Here is a 24378-nt window from a genome sequence, read left to right on the forward strand (position 1 = left end):
TTACTTTACCCTCTCCTGCAAAAATTGTACTATTTGTTCCATTTTCATACCTCTTGAACCTTTTACTAAAATTGAATCCCCTTCTTTGATAATATCTTTCAAAATTTCATTAACCTCTTCATTAGTGTTACAAACAAAAATATTGTTCCCTTTCATCCCACAAACCTTGGATTCTTCTGCAATATATTTCGACATATCACCAGACGTTATCAAAATATCTATATGGCTATCTGCCACCAATTTTCCTATTTCTTTGTGTGCTTCTACTGCATACTCACCTAATTCCAGCATATCTCCTAAAACTGCTATTTTTCTCTTAGCAGGTAAATCCCTTAATACACTTAAAGCTGCTTTCATAGAATCCGGATTAGCATTATATACATCGTCAATAATTTTCATATCACCTTTTTCTATTATATTAAGTCTCATTTTGCCTGGTTGAAAATCTTTTAAAGCCTCTGCCATGTCCTCTACATTGATACCAAACTCTAATCCAACACAAATAGCAGCAAGAGAATTGTACACATTATGAATACCAGGTACTGAAAGCTTTATTTCTTTCTCTAAATCTTTATATTTTAAAGTATATTTTATATCTTTTTCTCCTTTTTTTATATCGCAAGCTTTAATTTCTCCACTTTTTATACCATACCTGTAATACTTACTTGAATACTTCAGAGGAATTTTTGATAGCATATCATCATCTGCATTTAATACAATCACATTTTCCTCTTTAAAATTTTCAATTAACTCAGTTTTTGCTTTTAATATATTTTCTCTTGAGCCTAATTTTTCGATATGAGCAACTCCTATATTTGTAAAAACTGCTACTTGAGGCTCTGCAATATTCTTTAGCCTCCTAATTTCTCCAAAACCACTCATTCCCATTTCCACTACCGCAATCTGATGAGTATCTTCCAAATTAAAAATTGTCAATGGCAAGCCAATTTCATTATTAAAATTTCCCTCTGTTTTCAAAACTTTATACTTTTTAGACAATATTTGTGCAATCATATCTTTCGTAGTAGTTTTTCCACTGCTACCTGTCACAGCAATAAAAGGAATATTGAATTTTTTTCTATAATAAGAAGCAATTTTATGCAAAGCTTCTAAAGTCTCATTAACGTAAATGACATCAACTGAAAAATCTTTCAAACACTCTACATTTTCCAACCTCGCAGTAATAACTGCAATAGCACCTTTGTCTATTGCATCTTTTACGAAATCTTCTCCATCGTATTTTTCCCCTTTTAAAGGGATAAATAATTCATCTTTTTTGACTTTTCTCGAATCAGTTGAAATTCCTATTACTTTATCCTTTAAACTTCCTTTTATCAATTTTCCCTCAGTAGCTCTTACAATTTCATCTATTAAAAGTTCCATCATCTATTACCGCCTTCAGACAAAATTTCTTTAACTATTTCTCTCTCATCAAAGTGAATAACCTTATCTCCTATAATTTGATAAGTTTCGTGTCCTTTACCTGCAAGTATTATTACATCGTCTTTTTGAGCATTAGTCAGAGCGTAGCTTATCGCTTCTTTTCTATTTTCTATTACAACATAAGGGCAATTAGTCTTTTTTATGCCTTCCTCAATTTGTGAAATTATTTCTCTTGGGTCTTCCGAACGAGGATTATCCGAAGTCAAAATGCAAAAATCCGCATACTTCCCTGCAACTTCTCCCATCAAAGGCCTTTTAGTTTTATCTCTATCTCCTCCAGCACCGAAAAGAAGTATTTTTCTTCCAGTTTTATATTCCTTCAAGGCTTCCATTATATTCTGTATTCCGTCAGGAGTATGGGCATAATCTATAATCACATAAAAGTCTTTTCCTGTCTCCACCAGTTCAAATCGACCTTTTACTGTGACCTGACTTAAAGCCTCTCTCACACTTCGCAAAGAAATGCCAAGAAAATCAGCCACTGTAATGGCAGCTAAAGCATTGTAGACGCTAAAAATTCCTGGAATTTTTAATGAAATCTCTTCTTTTTTATCTTCAATCTGAACTTTAAACTTTACACCGCTTAGACTATTCCTAATATCCTTTGCCATAACATAAGCAAAATCTTTTATACCATAAGTCAAAACCTTTGCTTTAGAACTCTCAATCATCATAGAAGAGTATTTATCATCTATATTGATGACCGACGCACTCTTCGCCATCTTGAATAACTTACCCTTTGTCTTAGCATACTCTTCCATGTTCTGGTGAAAATCTAAATGGTCTTGGGATAAGTTGGTAAAAACTGCTATATCAAATTCACATTCGTCTACTCTATTTAATGCTAAAGAATGAGATGATACCTCCATAACCACATACTTAACACCTTTGTTCACCATAATACTAAAAAGTTCCTGCAAATCCAACGATTCAGGTGTGGTATGTACAGAAGGTATCACTTCATCCCCTATCATATTTTGTATAGTCCCTACTAATCCCACTTTATTATTTTGCCTTTCTAAAATCGCTTTTAGCATATAAGTAACAGAGGTTTTGCCATTTGTTCCTGTTACACCAATTAAAGTAAGTTTGCTGGTGGGATTATTGTAAAAATTAGAAGCTATTTTTGCCATGGCAGCTCGAGCATCTTCTACTAATACTGTTGTAATTCCGGGATATTCTTTTATTTCCCTATCTGTAACAACAGCAACTGCCCCATTTTTAATAGCCTCTTCCACATAGAAAATACCATCGGTTTTAAACCCTTTTATAGCGATAAATAAATATTTATTTTTAGATTTACGGGAATCGTAACACACCCCACTGATGTCTATATTAGGATCTCCTTTTATCTCGCAGTTGACTCCTTTTAAAATATCTATAAGTTTCATGTTAGGCCTCCTCACAAAAATATCTAAAAAGCATACCACCACTAAATAGTATAGCACAATTATAGATTTTGCATAGAGGAAGTTTAACTTTCCTTAGGCCTAAACTCCACTTCTACAGTTTCACCTTTTTTCAAAATCGTGCCTTCTTTCGGACTTTGATTCACAGCAAAACCACTGCCTTTTATTTTTATTTTAAGCCCTAAAGAATTTAGAATTTCTGTGGCTTCTTTTACACTCTTACCAGTTAAATCAGGAACTACTACTTCTTGTATTTTTTCAGCATTTAAGTACAAAATAACTTGTGTGTTTTCTTCTACAATTGCTCCTGGTTTAGGCATTTGGTCAAAAACAGTATCTCCATTTCCTTCTATTATAAAATTAAGCCTATTCGACAAAATAATGTTTTCTGCTTCATAAAGTTTCATATTCCTCACATCCGGTACCACAACCGACGCAGGTTTTTCTATTCCTCTTGGCTGTACTTCCAAATATCTTAAGGTATCTTCTAAAATGCTCTTTACTACAGGTGCAGCCAATTGGCTTCCAAAATGGGTTTCAGGATTATTAGGCTCATCTATTACCACCAACACAATAACTTTTGGATCCTCCGCTGGTGCAAAACCTATAAAAGATGCCACATATTTGCCTGGCATATATTTTTCTGTAGTACCAGTCTTTCCAGCTACATCAAATCCTTCAATATATCCTGCTTTGCCTGTTCCCTCTGACACTACACTTTTTAGTATTTCTCTCATTGTAGAAGAGGTCTGTTCAGAAATGACTTGCCTCACTACTTTTGGTTTAAATTCCTTCACTACTTTTCCATTTGAATCTACAATTGATTTCACAATTAGAGGTTGCATCAATTTTCCTCCATTGGCTATTGCGGAGACAGCAGTAATCATCTGAAGAGGCGTCACAGCAATACCTTGCCCAAAAGAATTAGTGGCTAACTCAACAGGTCCAATACTACTTTCTGCCAATACAAGACCTGAAGCTTCACCAGGAAGAAGTATTCCAGTCATTTGTCCAAATCCAAATTCATGGATGTATTTATAAAATGTTTCAACTCCTAATCTTTGTCCTAACGTCACAAAAACTACGTTGCAGGAATTTTGAACGCCTTTAACAAAATTTTCACTGCCATGAGTAGCCCAGCAATTTATTCTATGCCCCGCAACTGTAATATAGCCCGGACAATAAAACTGTTCATTAAGACCTACAAGTTTTTCTTCTAAAGCTGCAGAAGCAGTAATTGTCTTAAAAACAGAACCAGGTTCATAAGAATCAGAAATAGCTTTATTTCGCCAAGCTTTATACCATTCCTCCTGCGGTCCTTCAAAAGGATTATTAGGATTAAAATTTGGTCTATTAGCCAAAGCCAATATTTCCCCTGTTTTGGGGTCCATAACAATGGCTACTGCTCCTTTTGAAGGCTTAGAATGAACCATCGCTTGGTTAAGAGCCTTTTCTGCAAAATGCTGAATAGTTTCATCTATTGTAAGCACTACGTTATAACCTGGAAGAGGTTCAAAATACTCATCCTCTCCCACATCCATCTTTCTACCTATAGCATCCATTGGAGTAGAAATTCTTCCCGGAATACCTCTTAAAAAGTTGTCAAATGCTAATTCAATGCCATCTAAACCTTGGTTGTCAATTCCAGTAAAGCCCAAGACATGAGATGCAAGAGTATTATTTGGATAAAATCTTTTCATGTCCTCAGAAATTATTATTCCATCTATATTAAGCTTTCTTATCTCTGCTGCCTTTTCGTCATCAACTTGTTTAGCAATTAACACTTCTTGTAAGTTTTTATTAGAAATCTTTTGAAGAACTTTTCCTTTATCTAAATTTAATATTTGGGCTAAAGCTTCAGCTACTGCTTCTCTTTGAGAATCAGGTATTTCTTTGGGGATAACACTTATTTTATTAACACTTATATTTTCTGCTAATACTTTGCCATTTCTATCAAATATATTTCCCCTTTTGTCGCTAACAGATACGTCTAAAGTCCATTGAGGAAGTGCCATCTTTTGATATTCTTCACTTTTTACAACCTGTATCCAAAAAAGTCTAAGTATAAGCCCAAAAACTACTATAGAAGATAAAAAAAGTAAAAAAAGAATTCTTCTCTTTACAGATATGGTTGGATATATTTATTATCCCCCCTATCTATTCAACACCCCCAATATCCTCATAAAAAAGTTACTTCTATCTTGTGATTTCTCTTCACCTTTTTTCTCTTCAGCTACTTTAGGCTTTTCTCCCACATTTATATAGACTATCTGATTTTCTTCTGGCAATTGCATTCCTAATTTTTCTTTTGCAATCTCTTCAATTCGAGCAGGATTGCTTAAAGAAGCAATTTGGGCTTTTAATTGTTGATTTAAATTTTCTGTATATTGTACTTGTTTTTCCATTTTATCTAATGCAATTGACCTTTGATAAATTACAGTATACCTGTAAAGTATCAAAATGCTTAGAGAACTTACAAAAACTACCAAAAGTAAATTCTTTAATTTCCTGTTTTTTTTAGTTTTTCTTACTTGCTCTTTCTTTTCTGAGGTATATGGGGGATACTCGTAATTATATTCTCTTTGTGCTACTATCAATTTATTCTACCTCCATTTCTTTTAGAACTTACAGTTTTTCTGCAACTCTAAGTTTTGCACTGCGAGACCTTGAATTTGTCTCTATTTCCTCTTTGGAAGGTAGTACCGGTTTTTTTGTGATGATTTTTATCAAAGGTTCTTTGCCACAAGTACAAGGCATATTATGTGGACAAGTGCAGGGATTTTCTAATTTTTTAAAAGTATTCTTCACAATTCTATCTTCCAAAGAGTGAAATGTGATTATCGCAATGCGCCCTTTCCCCCGTAATACCTCTACCATATCCTCAATCGCCTTATCTAAACCTTTAAGTTCTTCATTGACTTCTATTCGTATGGCTTGAAATGTTCTTTTTGCTGGATGTGGTCCTTCTCTCCTGGCAGAGGCAGGAACAGCATTTTTTATAATCTCTACTAATTGGAAAGTAGTTTTTATTTCTCCTTTTTCTCTTTCTTTTGCAATAAATTTAGCAATACGCGATGCCCATTTCTCTTCTCCATATTCTCTTATCACTCTTTCTAATTCTTGCTGTGAATACTTGTTCACCACATCATAGGCAGAAAAAGGTGAATTTTTGTCCATTCTCATATCCAGCGGAGCATCTTTCATATAAGAAAAACCGCGTTCAACTTCTTCTAATTGATAAGAAGATACCCCCAAATCCAAAAGGATGCCATCAACCTTGTCAATATCCAAACTTTTAAGTATCTCTTTTATATTTTTAAAATTATCATTTATGTACTCTACATTTTTGTAATTTTTAAGCCTTTCTTTGCTAGCTTTTATCGCATCCAAATCTCTATCTATCGCAATTAACTTTCCGGTGGGAAGCCTTTTTAATATTTCTTCAGAATGACCTCCACCACCTAAAGTACCATCTACATATATTCCCTCTGGTTTTATATTTAAATATTCAATTGTCTCCTTAAGCAAAACACTTTTATGGCTGTATTCCATTCTTTATCACACCTATATATTTAAGTCGTCAAGATGCTCAGCAATCTCTTCAAAAGAAACATCTGTATTATTAGAATACTCTTCCCAAACCTCTTTACTCCAAATCTCAACCCTTGTAGAAACTCCAATAAATATAACATCTTTTTCTATTTTGGCATGCTCTCTTAAATTAGCAGGTATAAGTATTCTTCCCTGTTTATCAATTTCACATTCCACAGCTCCAGCTAAGAAAAATCTCGTAAATGCTCTTGCGTCTTTTTTGGTAAGTGGCAAAGTTTTAAGTTTGGCCTCAATATTTTTCCACTCATCCAGTGAATATACGAATAAGCAATTGTCCAATCCTTTAGTCAATACAAACCTATCCCCCAGCTCTTCTCTGAATTTAGCGGGGATTATGACTCTTCCTTTTGCATCAATTGTGTGTTCGTATTGACCCATCAACATACAAAACACCAAACTTTCCCTTCACATTCTCCCACTTACCACCACATTGCACCACTTAATATGTTATTCTATATAAATTTAAAAAATCCTGCTAAATTTTTATAAAAAATAAAAAAACAGGCTTTGCGCCTGATTTTTATTTTTTAATAGGATTCACAACGGAAAGCACACTATTCTCTTCTCTCAGATGATTTTGAAATCTTTCTCTAACATCTTCAAAGCTTATACTATAAAGCAGATCTAAATAATCCAGTAAATTTATTTCCTTCATATAAAAGTTTATAAAACTGTAAGCTATACTATCGACCGAATTAAATGTTCTTAAAAATTTTCCTATGTATTTTTTCTTTATTCTCTCAAAATCTTCTTCCTTTAAAAATTGTAGATTATTTATTGCATTTAAAATGATATCTCTCACTTTAAAAGGATCTTTAGATTGACCTCCTATTATAGAATAACCGTAATCTATCTCTCCACCGTAATCAAAGCTAAAAGTGCTGTCAATAAGCCCTTCATTGTAAAGCCTCTCATACAAGTCAGAACTTCTGCCTAATGCCATTTCCAAACCTATTTGTATCTCTAAATTTTTCTTTAATAATTTCTTTCCCCCAAAACCTACATCTGTATCTTTAAAACCTAGATTAAAAAGAGGAATGGATACTTGCATATCTTGTACAACTTCTTTTTTATAAACGCTTGAAGGCTCTTTAGGATATATCCTTTCTATTTCTCCCTGTTTTTTATCCTGTCTCACATTTTCTTTTATAACGTCAAGAGTTTTATCTATATCAATATCTCCTACAGCAAACAATACCATATTTTCAGGATGATAAAATGTGTAATAACATTTATACAAGATTTCTTTATTTATTTGCGAAATTGATTCAATCGTACCAGCTATGTCTTTTCTAACTGGATGTACATGATAAAGAGCCTCTAATGCGTTAAAATAAACTCTCCAATTGGGGTCATCTTGATACATCCTTATTTCTTGAGCTATTATTCCCTTTTCTTTTTCCACATTTTCATCTGTAAAATAAGGATTTTGTACAAACTTCACTAAAAGTTTTAGATTTTCATAGAAGTCTTCAGTACTCGCAAATAAATAAGCAGTTGTAGTAAAATTTGTATAAGCGTTAGCTGAAGCCCCTAATTTTGAAAACTGCTCAAAAATACTACCTTCTTCCTCCTCGAACATTTTGTGCTCCAAAAAATGCGCAACCCCATCAGGTACTTCTGTTACATCAGTATCCCCTGGAGCGATAAACTTACTGTCATTAGAACCAAAATGGGTAGCAAATATTGCAAACTGCTTTGTATAACCTCTTTTCGGCATTATATACACTTTCAGGCCATTATCCAATTCTTGTAAAAGTATTTTTTCGTCTATTCTCTCATTGTACAACTGCTGCATAATTATTCCTCCTTTTTGCCGGTCATAAAATACACCGTATCTAATTTAACCTTTTTAGCAACTTCCACTACGTCCTCTTTTGTCACCTTTTCTACTTTTTTAATAAATTCTTCTATATTTAAATCTGCTCCTGCAATTTTTTGTGACAAATAGTAGTCAGATTTAGAAGTAGCATTGTCTTTCATTGCATTCAAAGAGGTCTTTAAGGCTTTTATTGTGGAATCTAATTCATAATCTGAGATATTACCTTCTTCAATTTCTTTTAACTGTTTAAGTATTATATCAAGAGCTTTGTTGTAATTTTCTATCTCTATGCCGCAACTTACCACCATTAAACCTTTAAATCTCTCAAGCCTTGAATAAGCATAATAAGCAAGACTTGCCTTTTCTCTCACATTCATAAAAAGTTTAGAAAAAGGTCCTCCTCCTAGCACGCCACTGTATACCAAAAGCGGATAATATTCCTCACTGTTAGCCGGCACATTCGTTCTAAAGCCAAGAGTAAGCTTTCCCTGGGTTACTTCTAAATTTTCTGTCACATATTTTACTTCCTTTACTTCTTTATATATATTTGGGGAAGGAATATTTAATATTTGTCCTCTTTGAAAAGCAAAATATTTTCTAAAAACCTCTTCTACATATTTAGGGTCTACGTTTCCCACTACATATATATCCATCGGCAAAGTATTAATACAATTTTGATAATAGTGGTAAAGATTTTTTTCATCAATAACCTCTAAGTCCTCACTCTTGCCTAATTCGAATATAGCAAAAGGCTCCCCTTTACACATCTCTTCATAACAACGGTCTACCGCATATTTGGTTTTGTCATTTATTCTTGAATCTATTAAATTTTTGTGAATCTCTTTTTCTTGAAGTACATAATCTTTATTAAAAGCATTTCCTTCTGTAAGAGGGTTGAAAACTAACTCTTTTAAAAATTTTACTCCCTCTTCTAAAATATTCTCTTTTATGTACTCCTCTTGAGGTAATTCCAATCTATATTGTTGAAGGTGCCTTTCTCCTTTTTTATACACAGAAACAGCCATAGTAGTGCCGTATAAGTTTTCTAAAAACTTCACCATTTCTTTATAGGTTTTAATACTAGAAGTACCCCTTTTTAAAACAGCAGGCAGCAAAGCATATTTTGTAGCCTCTTCTCCTAATTGATTGTGGATATAAAGATTAATTGTCACTGTTTTAAATTTGTCTGTAGTATCTATGTACAAATTTATTCCGTTGTTTAATTGTTTCTCAATTAATTCCATGGAATCAACTCCTTCTAAAATAATCCAATTATTTTTTGATTATATGATAATTGTATCACAAAGTCAATAATACATAAACCCGGGGAAAAACCCCAGGTTTTTTACATGCCAGGCGTTATGCGCTTAATAATTTCTGATATCTGTTTTGCAAATTCAGAAACTGGTCTTCCCTCTGAAATACCCTTAGCAATATTATCTATTCTCTTGTACAAATCTGGGTCAGCAGTTATATAAACTCTTTTTATAGACTTATCTGTGTCTTTTACTGTTTTTTCTATTTTCTTTTTCACATCAGTTTCATGAGCGCCTTGTACCCTTGCCTTCATATCCACACCTACAATAGCATTTGTCCCTGAAATTACCACTGTAGCCTTGTTTACTTCTGGTATTTTGGCAACATTTGAAGCTATCTTAGAAGCCCTTACACTCTCAGGTGTCGGTTTTCTTACAGCAGTTGGAGCAGGTGTAGGTGTTGTCGGTGCAGGTGTAGTATATCCTGGGGCTGTCTTAGAAGGCGCAGGAGTAGTCCTTGTAGGGGCTGGTGTATAACGTGCAGGAGTAGGCTTTTTAGTCGCAGTTTTGCATCCTGCCATTGAAACCATTATCATTATCCCAATAAGCATTATTGTAATTATACTTTTTATTTTTTTCAAAGCTATGCACCTCCTCAAAATATATTTTTGCACTTTTATTAAAAAGTATTATGCTAAATTATGGAATTTTTACGAAAAACATTTGAAAAAATTTTGTGAGTAATATATAATGCATATGTAAAACTATTGGAGGGAAGATGAAATGGAAATAGGAATTGTTGGACTACCTAACGTCGGTAAAAGCACTTTGTTTAACGCAATTACAAAAGCAGGTGCAGAATGTGCAAACTACCCTTTTTGTACCATTGAACCAAATGTTGGAATTGTGGCCGTACCAGATGAAAGACTGGACTTTTTGGCAAAAATTGAAAATCCGCAAAAAGTCATACCTGCAACTATAAAATTTGTTGACATAGCAGGTTTAGTAAAAGGCGCCAGTAAAGGTGAGGGTTTAGGAAATAAATTTCTTTCTCATATTAGGGAAGTTGACGCTATTTTAAACGTAGTAAGATGTTTTGAAGATAGCAATATTGTCCATGTAGAGGGAAGTATTGATCCTATAAGAGATGTTGAAATAATAACTTTAGAGCTTATACTTGCTGATATGGAAGTAGTGGAAAGAAGGCTTCAAAAAACATCAAAACTTGCACGAAATGACAAAAAAGCAGCCTTTGAAGTGGAAGTACTTGAAAAAATAAAAAAGGATTAGATGAAGGGAAGCCTGTAAGAACACTTCAATTTACTGAAGAAGAAAAAAGTTTTGTAAGTCAACTTATGTTGCTTACCTATAAACCTGTTATGTATGTAGCAAATATATCAGAAGAAGATTTAATTTCAGGAGAAGAAAACCAATATGTAAAGCAACTAAAAGAATATGCTGAAAAAGAGAATTCCCAAGTTTTGGTTATAAGTGCAAAAATTGAAGAAGAATTAGCCTCTTTAAGTGATGATGAAAGAAATGAACTTTTGAGAGAATACGGCCTTGCCGAACCTGGCCTTAACAACATAATAAGGCATGGTTACTCTCTCCTTGGACTTATAACCTTTTTCACCGCTGGACCAAAAGAAGTCCACGCTTGGACAATAAAAAAAGGCACAAAAGCACCTCAAGCAGCAGGAAAAATTCATTCAGATTTTGAAAAAGGATTTATAAGGGCAGAAGTGATCTCGTATGAAGATTTAGTAAAAGCTGGTTCACAGGCAGCAGCAAGAGAAATGGGACTTATGAGACTGGAAGGAAAAGATTATGTGATGCAGGATGGGGATATAGTAGTCTTCAGATTTAACGTATAAAAATCGCCATAAAAGGCGATTTTTATACGTTACTCCAGACTTATTTCTACATGTTCCCCATCTTCTTCATCATATACATCTATTATTTTCCCTGTTTCTCCTTTTTCTAGCGCCTCAAGAATTTCTTCTAAATTTATACCTGCATTTGTAACTTCAGAAGGAATAAATTTTCCTCCTATTTTCATTCCCAAGTTGACAAGACTATATGGTATTGCAAGATTCACCTTTAATCTATTGTTAACTATGTCATAAACCTTTATCTTCATCCATTTGAATTTATTTTTTTGACTTGTTTTGGAACTTATTTCTTCTCCCCCATTATCATCGATAGCTTTCAATAGCTCAGCCGCTTCTTCAGCTGTTATTTTGCCCTCTTCTAACATCTTTAAAATTCTCATTTTTTCTTCTTCCATAAAAATACCCCCTCACTCTAAATGAACATTCCCATTGACAGTACGAGCTACTATATTTATTTTATTATAAGCCCTTTCATAGTCTTGAGTTTTCCCTTTAAGATGAGTAGCTCCTCTTACCTCATAAAACATACTTGGCAATTTCACTTGACACTTGCCATTTACTGTGCTCAAATCAAAAGAAACGCCAACCTTTTCATCAGCAATCTTCATTTCGATACTGCCATTAGTAGTACTTGCCTTTAGGGAAGAATTGCTTGAATTGACTTTAAAATCCTCTACAATAATTTTACCATTTATTGTGTTTAAATCTGCATCGTTGAAAGTACTGTCCTCTACAGCTATACTGCCATTAGAAGTGCGACAAACAACCCTTTCACAAGTAGCATCATCCACCTCTATCTTCGCATTTGTAGTGTGGTTCTCTATTTGATAAGACTTTATCTCTTCTAAGTAAATGCTTCCATTGGTAGTGTAAGCCTGCAGGCTTTCTCCTTCAATACCTTCTATGGAAATTCTGCCATTTGTAGTGGAAAGTGTTATATTTTTATATTTAACCTTAGGAAGATACATTTTAACACTCAAAGCCTTTATCTTTGGAGTCTTCTTTACTTCTAATATTCCATTTTGGCAATTGTATATAATTTCTTCTTCTCCATTTCTGGGAACTACATATCTTGTGGTAATAGAAGCATACTCTTCTTCCCACGTTTCAATATAAATTTCTCCATTTCTCCCTTCTATTCTTATATTAGTATTTTCCGCTACACTATCGCATCGAAATTCTTTTTCAATTGTCTTTCCTAAAGATATTCCTAAAAAAGTATCCAGCAGCCGGTCAACTGTCCTCTCAAAAGTAGAAATTTCTCTTTCTTTCTCTCTTACTGTAGAGATTGCCTTATCAATTTTCTCTTCTATTTTAAAAGGAATTTCTTCTAGCTTTGAAAAACTTTCCTCTTTTTTATTTGCCTTCTCTTTCTCTTCTACCTCTTCTAATTCTTCTTCATAAAAAAATTCTTCTCCCTCTATCGCTTCAAGCAATTGAGCCGCTTCCTCTGCTGTTATCTTCCCCTCCTCTAGCATTTTTAAAATCAATTCTTTTTCTTCATTCATAGAGCTTGCCCCCTAATCCTTACTATTCTTTTAAAAGTTTCAAAGCTTCTTGAACAGTTATTTCACCACTTTCTAACTTCTTCAGGACTTCTTTTTTGTCTACTGTAGGCCTTCTTTCAACTTCATATCCCAAAGCAGCAATCAAATTGTCCAATTTGTTTCTAATTGTAGGATAAGATAAGCCTAATTCTTTTTCCATTTCCCTTATATTTCCCCTCGTCCGTATGAAAAGTTCCAAAAAATCTCTTTGCTCTTTTGACAAATAGCAAAATTTACAAAGTTCAAATTTACCTTCAATTGCTGTTCCACATTGAGGACATTCCAGCCTTGTTACCACCATTTTTTCACTGCAAACTGGACATCTACCTATTACTTCATTCATTAATATCACCTCTTAAAAGGCAAGTTTATTATAAAAAGCCTGCTCACATTCGTCATCTTGTTTTTATTATAACACTTATTTTAAAAATGTCAATAAAAATTTTAAATTATTTTAAGTTTTAGTTTAAAAAAATTAATTTTTTAAAGGATAAAAATAAACCAAGCAAAGCTGCTTGGCTTAAACTTCTATAACCTCTTCTTCAAAATCATCAATATATTTTTGATACTCCATTTTTTGTTCTGCTTCTATTACTTTGTCTAACTTAGGCTTTGTAGCAGGATGTTTTGGCACAAAAATAGTGCAGCAGTCTTCATACGGTCTTATAGAGATCTCAAAAGTACCAATCTTTTGAGCTAAATCTATAATCTCTGTCTTATCCATTCCAATGAGAGGCCTAAATATTGGCATAGACACAGAAGCATTGGTTACATATAAACTTTCAATCGTTTGACTTGCAACTTGTCCTAAACTTTCCCCAGTGATTAGAGCCATAGAACCATTCTTTTGAGCAATTTTTTCTGCTATCTTCATCATCATCCTTCTCATGATTATAGTAGTAAATCTTGGTGGACACTTTTCATAAATTTCCAATTGCAAATCAGTAAAATGCACTACATGTAATTTTATCTTTTGGCCATACTGAGAAAGGACTTCGCACAAATCTACAACCTTGTCTTTAGCTCTTTCAGAGGTATAAGGAGGACTGTGAAAATAAACCGCTTCTACTTCTACGCCTCTTTTCATCATCATCCAAGCAGCTACAGGGCTGTCAATGCCTCCTGACAAAAGTACAGTCGCTTTACCGTTTGTCCCAAGAGGAAGGCCTCCTATTCCCTCAATCACTCCCGCGTATACAAAAGCCATTTCTCTTATCTCTACATTTAAAAGCACATCAGGATTATGGACATCTACTTTTAAGTTTTTGATATTTTTCAATACTGCTGCTCCTACTCTGCGGCTAACCTCCATGCTGTTATAAGGAAAAGACTTATTTGGCCTCTTAGTCTCTACTTTAAAAGTCTTTCCTTCGTGTCCTTTCATAAGTTCTACTGCAGCTTTAAATATTTCATCCAAGTTTAAATCGGTTTTTTTAGCTTTTGTTATTCCTACAATACCAAAGACTTTTTTTAATCTTTCTATTACCTCTTCAATATCTCCATCACATTCTACATAAATTCTGCCATGAGTTTTTTCAGCTTTAACTTCCTTAAAATCAGAAAGAGCATGTTTTATATTTTTTATCAATTTATTTTCAAAAAAAGACCTATTATCTCCTTTTAAAGCTAATTCTCCATATTTAATCAATAATATGTCTTGCATATTTTACCTCCGTTTATACTTTCTTAAAAAATTCACTTTTTCTTCTAACACTGATATAGTATAGTCAATTTCTTCTTCTGTATTAAAAATTCCAATGGAAAATCTTATAGCGCTTTCAATGAGGTCCTCTTTAAGACCTATCGCTTTTAAAACATGACTTTGTCCTTTCTTTTTGGAAGAACAAGCCGATCCCGTAGAAACATATATGCCCTTTTCTTCAAGAGCGTGTAAAAGCACCTCTCCCCTCACACCGGCAAAAGAAATATTGAGTATATGTGGCGCTCCCTCTTCAACATTTGGCCCGTTTAAATGAACATCTTTTATTTCAGAAACTATGCCTTGATAAAGTCGCTTCTTTAAGGTCATTAATTTGCTTACATTACCGTGGAAATTTTCTTTGGCTAATTTGCTAGCCACACCAAATCCCACAATTCCTGGCATATTTTCTGTCCCAGACCTTAAATTTTTTTCTTGTCCTCCTCCAAAAATTATTGGCCTAATCTTTACTGATTTATCAATATATAAGGCTCCTACACCTTTAGGGCCGTGTATTTTATGACTGCTTAAAGAAATCATATCTAAATTTTGCTTTTTTACATCTATATTTATTTTTCCCACTGCCTGTGTAGCATCAACATGAAAAATTATACCTCTTTCCTTTGCTATTTCCCCTATTTCCTCTATTGGCTCAATCGTACCTATTTCATTGTTAACAGCCATAATTGAAATGAGAATCGTTTTGTCAGTTATAGCTCTTTTTAAGTCTTTTACATCTACTTTTCCTGTTTTATCCACAGTTAAATAGGTTACTTCAAAGCCATTTTCCTCTAAATATTTTAGCACATTAAGTACAGAGGGATGTTCAATAGCGGAAGAAATTATATGATTACCCTTTTTTCTCAAACTCTCCGCTACTCCAATTAAAGCAAGATTGTTTGATTCTGTACCACCAGAAGTAAAAACAATCCCCTCAATATCTCCGTTAATTAGTTTAGCAACATTTTCTCTTGCTTCCTTCATCAATTTTTCAGCCTGATACCCTTTCAAATGTAACGAAGAAGGATTGCCATATTCATTTTCTAAAACCTCTACCATTTTCTCTATAACTTCTTTCCTAACTCGTGTAGTAGCACTGTTGTCAAGGTATACTTCCATAGACATCATCCCTTTTATCTATTTTGCAAACTTGATTAACAAATTAATAGTTCGCTGTACTTCTTCATAGGTAGCCTTTCCATCTTCACTTGCTAATATACACTCCTTAGCATGCTCTTGTATTATAGACATGCCCACTTTTTCTAAAGAAGCTTTTACAGCTGCTATCTGCAATAAAATTTCCTCACAACTTTTTGACTCTTCTACCATTTTTTCTATCCCTGCTATATGCCCTTTTATCGTCTTTAATCTCATCAAAATATCATTTCTCAAATTATCGCCCATTTACAACACACCCTTTACTAATTTAATTCCTTATATATTAACTTTGCCACAAAATTTGCAAAGAGTCAATTCCTATATCGAGTAGGAGCTGAATAATTATTTTATTCAGCGTCCTCTCACACCACCGTACGTACCGTTCGGTATACGGCAGTTCATTAGGAACTAATGCACAGTTAGATATCTTTTTGTTAAACTCTTGTATCCAATGCTTTCAAAGTATTTGTTTGTAAGAGTTGCGTTCAGGATTGGGCTGTTGGAAATTCTCCAATAGCCTTTCCTTGTATTGGCGTATTCCCAGGCTTTTTGATCTTCTACTCCTAGTTTTACTAAGTTATCATGCTTCGTTTTTATCTTCTTCCATTGTTTCCATATACATGCCCTTAGTCTTCGCCTTATCCATTCGTCAAGGGTTTTCATTATGCTTTTTGCGTCTGCTAATCCAAAATAGTTGACCCATCCTGTTGTTATTTGATTTAGTCTATTTATTCTGTTTTCCATGCTTATTCCCTTGTTCCGATTGGTTATTTCTCTTACTTTTTCCTTAAACCTTTTGATGGATTTTTCATGGATTCTTATCCTCACTTCATTTTCTTTTGTATAGAATGAAAATCCAAGAAATTTTCTTCTCCAGGGTCTATCTACAGCACTTTTTGCTTCGTTGACTTTTAGTTTTAATTTGCTTTCTATGAATTTCTTTATGCTCTTCATTACTCTGTTTCCTGCAGACCTGCTTCTTACATATATGTTGCAGTCGTCTGCATATCGACAAAATTTATGCCCACGTTTTTCAAGTTCTTTGTCTAATTCGTCCAACATGATATTTGCTAATAACGGACTTAGTGGCCCTCCTTGCAGCGTTCCTTCTTCTGTTGATACTTTGATTCCGTTTATCATTACTCCTGATTCTAAGTATCTTCGTATTAACTTTAGTACTCTTTTGTCTCCTATCCGCTTTTCTAGTTTGGACATTATTATGTCGTGGTTTACTCTGTCAAAGAACTTTTCTAAGTCCATATCTACAACCCATGCGTATCCTTCATTTATATATGCTTCTGCGGCTTTTATTGCGTCTTTTGCACTGCGTCCTGGTCTGAATCCATAACTGCTATCGGAAAATGTATGGTTGTAGACTCTATTTAGTATTTGGGCTAATGCTTGTTGTATTAGCCTATCTAGTGCTGTAGGTATTCCTAGTAGTCTTACTCCTCCATCTGGTTTGGGAATTTCTACTCTTCGCACTGGCTGTGGTTTATACTTCCCTTCCAGCAATTGTTGCTTTATGGTTGGCCATTTCTCTTTGAGATACGGTAGAAGTTCATCTACTTCCATCCCATCGACTCCATGGCTCCCTTTATTTGCAACGACTCGCTTGTATGCTAATCTCATGTTCTCTCGTTCTACTATCATCTCAATCATATTGCTGGTATATCTTTGTACATCGTTTCTTCTATCTTCTGACGCCGGTGATATACTATGCACTTCCGTTGTCTTTTGAAATTCCATTTCTCCCTCCAACGGATAGCCTCTTTGTTGAGTTGTCTGCAGTCTTCGCATATCTCTCGAGTTCATAAGATTTCCAAAACCTCCTAACGTTCGGTCCTTCCTTATCTATTCATGACTAGATAAGTACTATGACCTCTGCTGACTTCTCAAGGTCCAGCCATACATCACTGCATGGGTTGTCATTTCAGAGTTCACTCCCATGACTTATCCTTGAGACCTCCCCGGGTAAAAACGATAACTTTCATCTCACATATCTGCCAGATATACTGGATGGGATTCGGGTAGTGTTGGACTTCGTTTTGTTACGCAAACTCGTCCATCCCAATTCAGCCTCTTATCTGGTTCTTGTTCATCAGACCGAGATTTTGCCTTAAGCTTCCTTCAGATTCCACCTCACGATGGACACCCTTGCTTCTGGCTAGTGGTTCCCACTACCAAGCCCACAGCGGACTTTCACCGCCTAGTTATCGCCCATGCCGGGCGCACGTAAAAAAGCCAGCTAAGTAGCTGGCTTTTAATAAGGATTTTGTTGCATTTGAGGCGGATCAAAAGATGGGAAAGGCTTTTGATTGAAAATTTCACACACATCTGCTGCAAATTCTTCACAAGCTGCTGGAGTAGGGCAAAAACCGTAAGAAGGAACTAATAATTGCACATCTACTGCGGATTTTATCACAATCCATACCCCTATTATTACCTCTACGGTAGCTTTAGGAATCCCCTCTGAACTTTCCCCCTCTGAACTTTCCTTTTTTCCTGTAGTAACCTTTCCATATAACCCTTCTGCCAACGCTTCGTATTTCATTATTGCTACATTTGGGTCTGGCACGTAAAGTACAATATCTTTGTTGAAAGTAGTAGTTTTACCTGGCAATGTTTGTGTGGTTCCATCCGGATAGTTAATCACAATGTCAAAAGTCACTTGAAAAGTTGCTTCTACTCTTGCAAATCCTGGCCTATCTGCAATTGGAGTTATAACAAAGCCAGGAGGTGTAATAAGTGATACAGTAATATTTGTTATTTCGCCAAAAGTAGGAGTTAATTGTGGGTTAGAAGGATGAAAAGTAATGGGTGGTATTTTATCTAAACATATTCTCTGAGAACAAGCATCATATATCTTAGTCACTTCAATGCAAGCTATTTCTGTAGGTTCAGGAAGTTGCCCTGGCTGTACAGGGCCTGGCACTATCTCTTGCTGCCCCACCATTTTTTTAGAAAAAGCCATATTATTTCCCCCTTTACAGTTACAGCTTTTATTAACTTAAATTATCTTATCTATCTACAATATACGTTTTAATGTATTAGACTGTTACAAAAAATCAAAAAAATAAGTACCTCGATTGAGGTACTTACAGTTTGTTGACAAAGTTAAAAAATATTCAAAGGAGATATTTTGCATCGTCGCTCCGATGTTCCAAAGCGACAAAACTAAAGCTCGACCTTCGGGCTCCGGCAGGGTACCGGGCACAATCGGCCTCCTTGCCTCAGGTGCCCGCCTTCGCCATCCATGGCTTCGGCCCTGCCTCCACCCTCGGTCTTGCTAAGTTTTGTTACCGCTTTGTAACAAGTCGCTCCTTATGCAAAATATCTCCTTTACGAAAGTTTGTCTACAGTCTGTAAGTACCTCGATTGAGGTACTTATTTTAGCTTGCCACATAAATTGTTCCTGATTTTTCAATCATCTATAAACGCAAACTCCTTCTTTTATTTAATCTTTTCAATCATTTCTTCTACTTCTTTTGCCCCTTCTTCGTAAAATTTTTCCTCATCAGGAGCTAGTTCTTTCAAAAGCCTCAAAAACTCTCCCGCATGCACTTTTTCCTCATCTGCTATGTCCATTAAAACTGCTTTTGCTAATTCATTATCAGTAGCTTCTGCCAACTGAGTATAAAGTTGAATTGCCTCATACTCTGCCGCCACCATAAAGCGTATAGCCCGTACCAACTCTTCATGGGTGACCTTCCTTTTTTCAGTGAGTCCAGAAAAAGGAGTTCCAAACTCAGGCATAACTAACATCCCCTCTCCTTATGTATTGATTTTATTATATCACAAATTCATGTAATATCAAAAAATTTCAAAAAGTCGAATCAACTCAACGTATTTGTTATTTATTTCAGCATCAAATAAAACAAGCCAATGTGAAAATATAACTTTATTTTCAACATCAGCTTGCTTTATTTAAAATTTTAATTTAAATAAGTAAAGATACTGGATTCTCTAATGTTTTCTTTAAGTCAAGCAAAAATTTAGCAGCGGTAGCCCCATCTATTAATCGATGGTCAAAAGAAAGGCTAAGTTTCATAATATGCCTTATAACAATATTGTCGTCTAGAACAACTGGTTCTTTATATATTTTGTTGACACCCAATATAGCACTTTCGGGCGGATTTATAATAGGCGTGAAACTATCTATTTCATACATTCCAAGGTTAGTGATAGTAAATGTACTTCCGATTATTTCGTCTGGAGTAAGCTTATTATTTCTCGCTCTTTCACTTAATTCTTTTATATTTTTTGACAATTCTAATAGACTCTTTTTGTCCGCCTCTTTCACTACAGGAACTATTAAACCATTATCTAAAGCCACTGCAATTCCGAGATTTATACTGCTATTTTTAATTATATATTCTCCTTCTATAGACCAGTTAACTACAGGATTTTTCTTTATAGCTATTACACATGCTTTTGCAATTAAATCGGTATAAGTAAATTTATTATCGCTAATATGATTTAAATTTTCTCTTAAGTTAACCAGTTCTGTGACATCCACTTTAATATCTTCTGTAACATGAGGAATTTCTGACCAGCTTTTTTTCATCCTTTGACTTATGGTTTTGCGAATATTGTCCATTGGCATTCTTTCAACTTTTTCCAATGCTTGTCCTTCTATTACTGCTACTTCTTTTTTTGGTCCCTCTTCTTCTGTTTTTACTTTTTGCTCAGAAATAAACTTTTTTACGTCTTCTTCAGTAATCCTTCCACCTGGTCCTGTTCCAGTTATTAAAGAAAGGTCTATGTTATTCTCCTTCGCCAACCTTTTTGCTACTGGAGTAGCTTTTATAAACTTTTCCTCACTTTTTTCTACTTCTTCTAACTTTTCCCCTTCAGCTGTAATTATTCCAATAGGAGTAGCTACTGGTACAATTTCTCCTTCATTTACTAAGATCTTCGCCAAAATTCCATCCGCTGGAGATTCTACAACATTGGTAATCTTATCTGTAGAAACCTCGACAATCTCTTCTCCTTTTTTTACAATATCACCAACTTTTTTAAGCCATCTATCTACTCTGCCTTCTTTCATTGTAAGTCCCAATTTAGGCATCACTACATTTACCGGCATAAAATCACCTCTTTACAAAAAGTCCTATTTGCTGTGCAATTTCAAGCGTTTTTGTTACATTAACTCGATAAGGTCCATTCCGCGATATTCTAAAAATTAATATATCACCTTCTTTTATTATCACTTCTCTTTCTCCATCCAACGCAATAGTACCTTTTTCCATCACCTCATAAGAATAATCTGTATCCATGTTCAATCTTTTACAATCAATTATCCCTACTTTTTCAACGACGCCCGGAGCTATAGGCGCCATGACTGACTCCGGGCTTTCCCCTATTTTTACATATATACCTCCATCCTCATCTTCTGACAATGTTGTTTTATAACCAGCTACAGAAGAAAAGCCGATGTTATTAGGGTGAGCCCTTGTAACAAAAATATCAGTTATTGTCGATATATCCCAAATTGCCTTAGTACCTGTAAAGTTCTCTTTAGAGATTACAGCATCTATCAAAGCAATGTCTATTAACTTACCGTTTTTGTATATTTCTAATCTTTTGTCTCTTTTACACAATATCTCTTTGTCAAATTTACCAGAAGATACTACAGAAGCTACAATGCCAGCTATAGTTCCTTCCAACATCATAGGATATACATTATTGGTACCTGTCGAAATTGGCAAAAGTGGTGTCTCGTTAATCACTTTTGCAATAACTCTGTTGGTTCCATCCCCCCCTAATGAAACAATGCATCCCACACCAAATTGTTCCATTATTTTCGTAGCTACCATTGTATCTGCAAAACTACCAGTTATAGTCATATCAAGTATCTCCACATCTATTCCCAATTGTTTTAAATAAATTAAGTTATTTTTGGCTTTATATCCAATTTCATAAGTGTCAGGCATTATATATATTTTCTCAGTACCAAATTTTTGAGCAGCCAATATAATTCTTTCTACTATGTTTACCTTTTCATAATTATCAATTACCGTCGCATGTGCAACCAATCGCCTTATATCTTTCCCCGATGACGGATTTGCAATTATCCCTATGGTTTTCATGTCTGCCTCCTTATATTTATCAAACAAAATGCTTTACGTCCTATGCTATTGCCCTTACCGCCTTTATTATATCTTCTTCATTAGGGATTACAACATTCTCAAGAACCGTCGTAAATGGGATTGGTGTATTTAAAGCTCCAATGCGTACTATCTGTGCATCTAGATAATCAAACATTTCTTCAGCTATCAATGCTGCTAACTCACCGCCCCAGCTACCCCTCTTAACTTCTTCTGTAACTATTACTATCTTGTGAGTCTTTTTTAGGGAATTAAAAATTTTTTCTTTGTCAAGAGGGAACAAAGTCCTCGGGTCTATTACTTCCACTTCTATACCCTCTTTTGACAATATTTCTGCTGCTTTTAACGCTTTATGGACCATGAGACCTGTTGCAACTACGGTAACGTCGCTGCCTTCTCTTTTGATATCTGCTACTCCAAGAGGTATGGGTTCATTAGTATCAGGAACATCCCCTTTCATACTGTACAAAACTTTATGTTCCACAAAAACCACCGGGTTGTCATCACGTATTGCAGATATCATTAGACCTAAAGCATCTTTAGGAGTAGAAGGATAAACCACCTTTAATCCCGGCACATGAGTAAACCACGCTTCAAGGCTTTGTGAATGCTGAGCTGCTGCTTGTATTCCTGCACCTGCTGGCATTCTTAAAACCATAGGTATTGTAATTTTCCCGCCAAACATATACCTCATTTTTGCAGCCTGATTGACAAGCTGATCCATTGCCACTGTTACAAAATCCACAAACATAAGCTCAGCAACAGGTCGCATGCCAGTAGCTGCAGCTCCTATCGAAACACCTGTAATTGCTGTTTCTGAAATAGGAGTATCTTTTACTCTGTCCTCTCCAAATTCATCTATCAAGCCGCGAGTTACGCCAAAAGTCCCTCCAAATCTCCCAATATCTTCTCCTAATAAAAACACTGCCGGGTCTCTTCTCATCTCATTTAAAATAGCTTCTCTTAAAGCCTCTGCATACGCCATATTCCTCATCTTACCCTTACCTCCTCTACTATATCTGTATAAACATCCTCTACCGCTGCCTCTTCTTTTGGATATGGGCTTTCTTCAGCAAACCTTACCGCTTCTTCTACCTCTTCAACTATCCTTGCCTCTATATCTTTTAATTCTTTCTCAGTTGCCACATCATTGTCGAGTATATGTTTACTTAATCGAAGTATTGGATCTTTTGCCAACCATTCTTCCACTTCTTCTTTAGACCTATAAATAGTAGGATCCCCTTCAAAATGCCCTCTATATCTATACGTTTTACATTCAACTAAAGTCGGACCGGCGCCACTTCTAGCCCTGTTTATAGCTTCTTTTGCTACTTCATATACTGCCAATACATCGTTTCCATCCACCGTAACCCCAGGAATACCATAACCAATAGCTCTGTCAGCTACATCTTTGATAGCTTGGTGCTTATCCTGCCTCATAGATATACCATAAAGGTTGTTTTCACAGACAAACACTACTGGTAACTTCCATATAGAGGCTATATTCAACGCCTCGTGAAAAGTACTCTGGTTGGAGGCGCCATCACCAAAGAAACATACTGCCACCTGATCAGTTCCTCTCATTTTAGCGGAAAGAGCTGCACCCGCTGCAATAGGAAAACCTCCACCTACAATACCATTAGCTCCTAAAATTCCTTTAGTGGCATCCGCTATATGCATAGATCCGCCTTTCCCTTTACAGTATCCCGTTTCTTTGCCATATAATTCGGCCATCATATATTTTAGATCGCCACCTTTTGCTATTAAATGACCATGACCTCTGTGAGTACTGGTAATATAGTCTTTATCCTCTAAATTTTCGCATACACCGACAGCTGTAGCCTCTTCACCAATGTATAAATGTACAAAACCTAAAACTTTCCCCTGAGCAAATAGTTCCGCGACTTTTTCTTCAAACTTCCTGATTTTAACCATTCTGGTGTACATATCAAGAAGAACATCTCTTGAAATTTCCATAACTATTCATCTCCTCCTCATTTTATATTTACCGTTATGCAAGCCACTGCAACTTCAATGGTGTCATCTTTGTCTCCAAATTCCGGCTCTTTTATTCCTGCTACCCTCATCCCCCCTTTTATTGCTTTTACATATTTTTCCCCAATGGGAAGTACAGCCTTTATTCCTTCTTCTTCAATTTCTTCTGGCCTTGATACTGCCACTGTAGCCTCTACAACTATCTCATTTAAGTCAACACCCAATATTTCCGTAAGTCCACATAGACAACTATGAGATATCGCATCTTTTACTGCCTTTTGAGCAGCTTTATTGACATCTTGACCGTGTAAATCTACTCCATATCCAAACTCGACTATAAACCTTTTAATAAGTACCGCCTCCATTTCTTAAAATTTTTTATCAAAGACAATGCTATTAAAATTAATATTCAAATTTCATGCCAAAATAAAAAAC

At 35.1% G+C, this 24378-nt stretch carries 23 protein-coding genes and 1 pseudogene; 1 reads left to right on the forward strand and 23 read right to left on the reverse strand.

The window, feature by feature from the left end; translation table 11 throughout:
* From THEWI_RS08000 to THEWI_RS08040, 9 genes are all read right to left on the reverse strand, one after another.
* Entirely contained in the window at positions 1 to 1386 is a 1386-nt protein-coding gene (locus THEWI_RS08000; protein WP_014063051.1) for a UDP-N-acetylmuramoyl-tripeptide--D-alanyl-D-alanine ligase, read from the reverse strand.
* Positions 1383 to 2834: a UDP-N-acetylmuramoyl-L-alanyl-D-glutamate--2,6-diaminopimelate ligase gene (locus THEWI_RS08005; protein ID WP_014063052.1), complete on the reverse strand. Its 1452-nt coding sequence runs from the start codon at positions 2832 to 2834 to the stop codon at positions 1383 to 1385. Before THEWI_RS08005 ends, THEWI_RS08000 begins: the two co-directional genes overlap by 4 nt.
* An 83-nt stretch (positions 2835 to 2917) precedes the next feature.
* Positions 2918 to 4993, reverse strand: a complete 2076-nt coding sequence (locus tag THEWI_RS08010; protein WP_014063053.1) for a stage V sporulation protein D — start codon at positions 4991 to 4993, stop codon at positions 2918 to 2920.
* Positions 4994 to 5005: 12 nt separating this feature from the next.
* Positions 5006 to 5449, reverse strand: coding sequence for a cell division protein FtsL (gene ftsL / locus THEWI_RS08015; RefSeq protein WP_014063054.1), 444 nt, complete (start codon positions 5447 to 5449; stop codon positions 5006 to 5008).
* A 28-nt stretch (positions 5450 to 5477) separates the two neighbouring features.
* A complete protein-coding gene (gene rsmH, locus THEWI_RS08020; RefSeq protein WP_014063055.1) occupies positions 5478 to 6404 on the reverse strand; it encodes a 16S rRNA (cytosine(1402)-N(4))-methyltransferase RsmH in 927 nt (308 codons plus the stop codon).
* 12 nt (positions 6405 to 6416) lie between these two features.
* Positions 6417 to 6848, reverse strand: a complete 432-nt coding sequence (mraZ, locus tag THEWI_RS08025; RefSeq protein ID WP_019907797.1) for a division/cell wall cluster transcriptional repressor MraZ — start codon at positions 6846 to 6848, stop codon at positions 6417 to 6419.
* Between the two features lie 136 nt (positions 6849 to 6984).
* Positions 6985 to 8262, reverse strand: a complete 1278-nt coding sequence (gene yfmH, locus THEWI_RS08030; RefSeq protein WP_014063056.1) for an EF-P 5-aminopentanol modification-associated protein YfmH — start codon at positions 8260 to 8262, stop codon at positions 6985 to 6987.
* A gap of 2 nt (positions 8263 to 8264) precedes the next feature.
* A complete protein-coding gene (yfmF, locus tag THEWI_RS08035; protein WP_014063057.1) occupies positions 8265 to 9530 on the reverse strand; it encodes an EF-P 5-aminopentanol modification-associated protein YfmF in 1266 nt (421 codons plus the stop codon).
* A gap of 101 nt (positions 9531 to 9631) precedes the next feature.
* Entirely contained in the window at positions 9632 to 10183 is a 552-nt protein-coding gene (locus THEWI_RS08040; RefSeq protein ID WP_004402400.1) for a YhcN/YlaJ family sporulation lipoprotein, read from the reverse strand.
* Positions 10184 to 10325: 142 nt separating this feature from the next.
* Between THEWI_RS08040 and ychF the strand changes: the two are divergent.
* Positions 10326 to 11416, forward strand: a pseudogene (ychF, locus tag THEWI_RS08045) (redox-regulated ATPase YchF).
* A 29-nt stretch (positions 11417 to 11445) separates the two neighbouring features.
* On the opposite strand, the gene THEWI_RS08050 reads toward ychF, so the two are convergent.
* The 14 genes from THEWI_RS08050 to THEWI_RS08115 form a co-directional block, all read right to left on the reverse strand.
* Positions 11446 to 11829: an SHOCT-like domain-containing protein gene (locus THEWI_RS08050; protein ID WP_003870156.1), complete on the reverse strand. Its 384-nt coding sequence runs from the start codon at positions 11827 to 11829 to the stop codon at positions 11446 to 11448.
* 12 nt (positions 11830 to 11841) lie between these two features.
* Positions 11842 to 12942, reverse strand: a complete 1101-nt coding sequence (locus THEWI_RS08055) for a DUF4097 family beta strand repeat-containing protein (protein WP_014063059.1) — start codon at positions 12940 to 12942, stop codon at positions 11842 to 11844.
* 22 nt (positions 12943 to 12964) lie between these two features.
* Positions 12965 to 13324 (reverse strand): DUF2089 domain-containing protein, encoded by a 360-nt coding sequence (locus THEWI_RS08060; protein ID WP_003870158.1) that lies wholly within the window; start codon positions 13322 to 13324, stop codon positions 12965 to 12967.
* Positions 13325 to 13501: 177 nt separating this feature from the next.
* Complete coding sequence (gene thiI, locus THEWI_RS08065) at positions 13502 to 14644, reverse strand: tRNA uracil 4-sulfurtransferase ThiI (RefSeq protein WP_014063060.1); 1143 nt, start codon at positions 14642 to 14644, stop codon at positions 13502 to 13504.
* Positions 14645 to 14647: 3 nt separating this feature from the next.
* Positions 14648 to 15799, reverse strand: a complete 1152-nt coding sequence (locus tag THEWI_RS08070; protein ID WP_014063061.1) for a cysteine desulfurase family protein — start codon at positions 15797 to 15799, stop codon at positions 14648 to 14650.
* 18 nt (positions 15800 to 15817) lie between these two features.
* Complete coding sequence (locus THEWI_RS08075) at positions 15818 to 16084, reverse strand: metal-sensitive transcriptional regulator (RefSeq protein ID WP_003870161.1); 267 nt, start codon at positions 16082 to 16084, stop codon at positions 15818 to 15820.
* Positions 16085 to 16246: 162 nt separating this feature from the next.
* Positions 16247 to 17653, reverse strand: coding sequence for a group II intron reverse transcriptase/maturase (gene ltrA / locus THEWI_RS08080; protein ID WP_014063062.1), 1407 nt, complete (start codon positions 17651 to 17653; stop codon positions 16247 to 16249).
* Between the two features lie 448 nt (positions 17654 to 18101).
* Positions 18102 to 18812, reverse strand: a complete 711-nt coding sequence (locus tag THEWI_RS08085; RefSeq protein WP_014063063.1) for a hypothetical protein — start codon at positions 18810 to 18812, stop codon at positions 18102 to 18104.
* A 479-nt stretch (positions 18813 to 19291) separates the two neighbouring features.
* On the reverse strand, positions 19292 to 19603 hold the full coding sequence (locus THEWI_RS08090; RefSeq protein WP_003870164.1) for a ferritin family protein: 312 nt from the start codon (positions 19601 to 19603) through the stop codon (positions 19292 to 19294).
* Between the two features lie 175 nt (positions 19604 to 19778).
* Positions 19779 to 20927 carry a dihydrolipoamide acetyltransferase family protein gene (locus THEWI_RS08095; RefSeq protein WP_014063064.1) on the reverse strand — a complete coding sequence of 383 codons (1149 nt, stop codon included), beginning with the start codon at positions 20925 to 20927 and terminating at the stop codon, positions 19779 to 19781.
* Positions 20928 to 20931: 4 nt separating this feature from the next.
* A complete protein-coding gene (locus tag THEWI_RS08100) occupies positions 20932 to 21930 on the reverse strand; it encodes an ATP-NAD kinase family protein (protein WP_014063065.1) in 999 nt (332 codons plus the stop codon).
* A gap of 40 nt (positions 21931 to 21970) precedes the next feature.
* Complete coding sequence (locus THEWI_RS08105; protein ID WP_014063066.1) at positions 21971 to 22942, reverse strand: alpha-ketoacid dehydrogenase subunit beta; 972 nt, start codon at positions 22940 to 22942, stop codon at positions 21971 to 21973.
* Entirely contained in the window at positions 22939 to 23925 is a 987-nt protein-coding gene (pdhA, locus tag THEWI_RS08110) for a pyruvate dehydrogenase (acetyl-transferring) E1 component subunit alpha (RefSeq protein ID WP_003867262.1), read from the reverse strand. Before pdhA ends, THEWI_RS08105 begins: the two co-directional genes overlap by 4 nt.
* Positions 23926 to 23942: 17 nt before the next feature.
* Entirely contained in the window at positions 23943 to 24308 is a 366-nt protein-coding gene (locus tag THEWI_RS08115) for a Lin0512 family protein (protein ID WP_003867261.1), read from the reverse strand.
* Positions 24309 to 24378 lie beyond the last annotated feature (70 nt).

It is taken from the genome of Thermoanaerobacter wiegelii Rt8.B1 (genome assembly GCF_000147695.2).
GTDB classification, from domain to species: Bacteria; Bacillota; Thermoanaerobacteria; order Thermoanaerobacterales; family Thermoanaerobacteraceae; genus Thermoanaerobacter; species Thermoanaerobacter ethanolicus.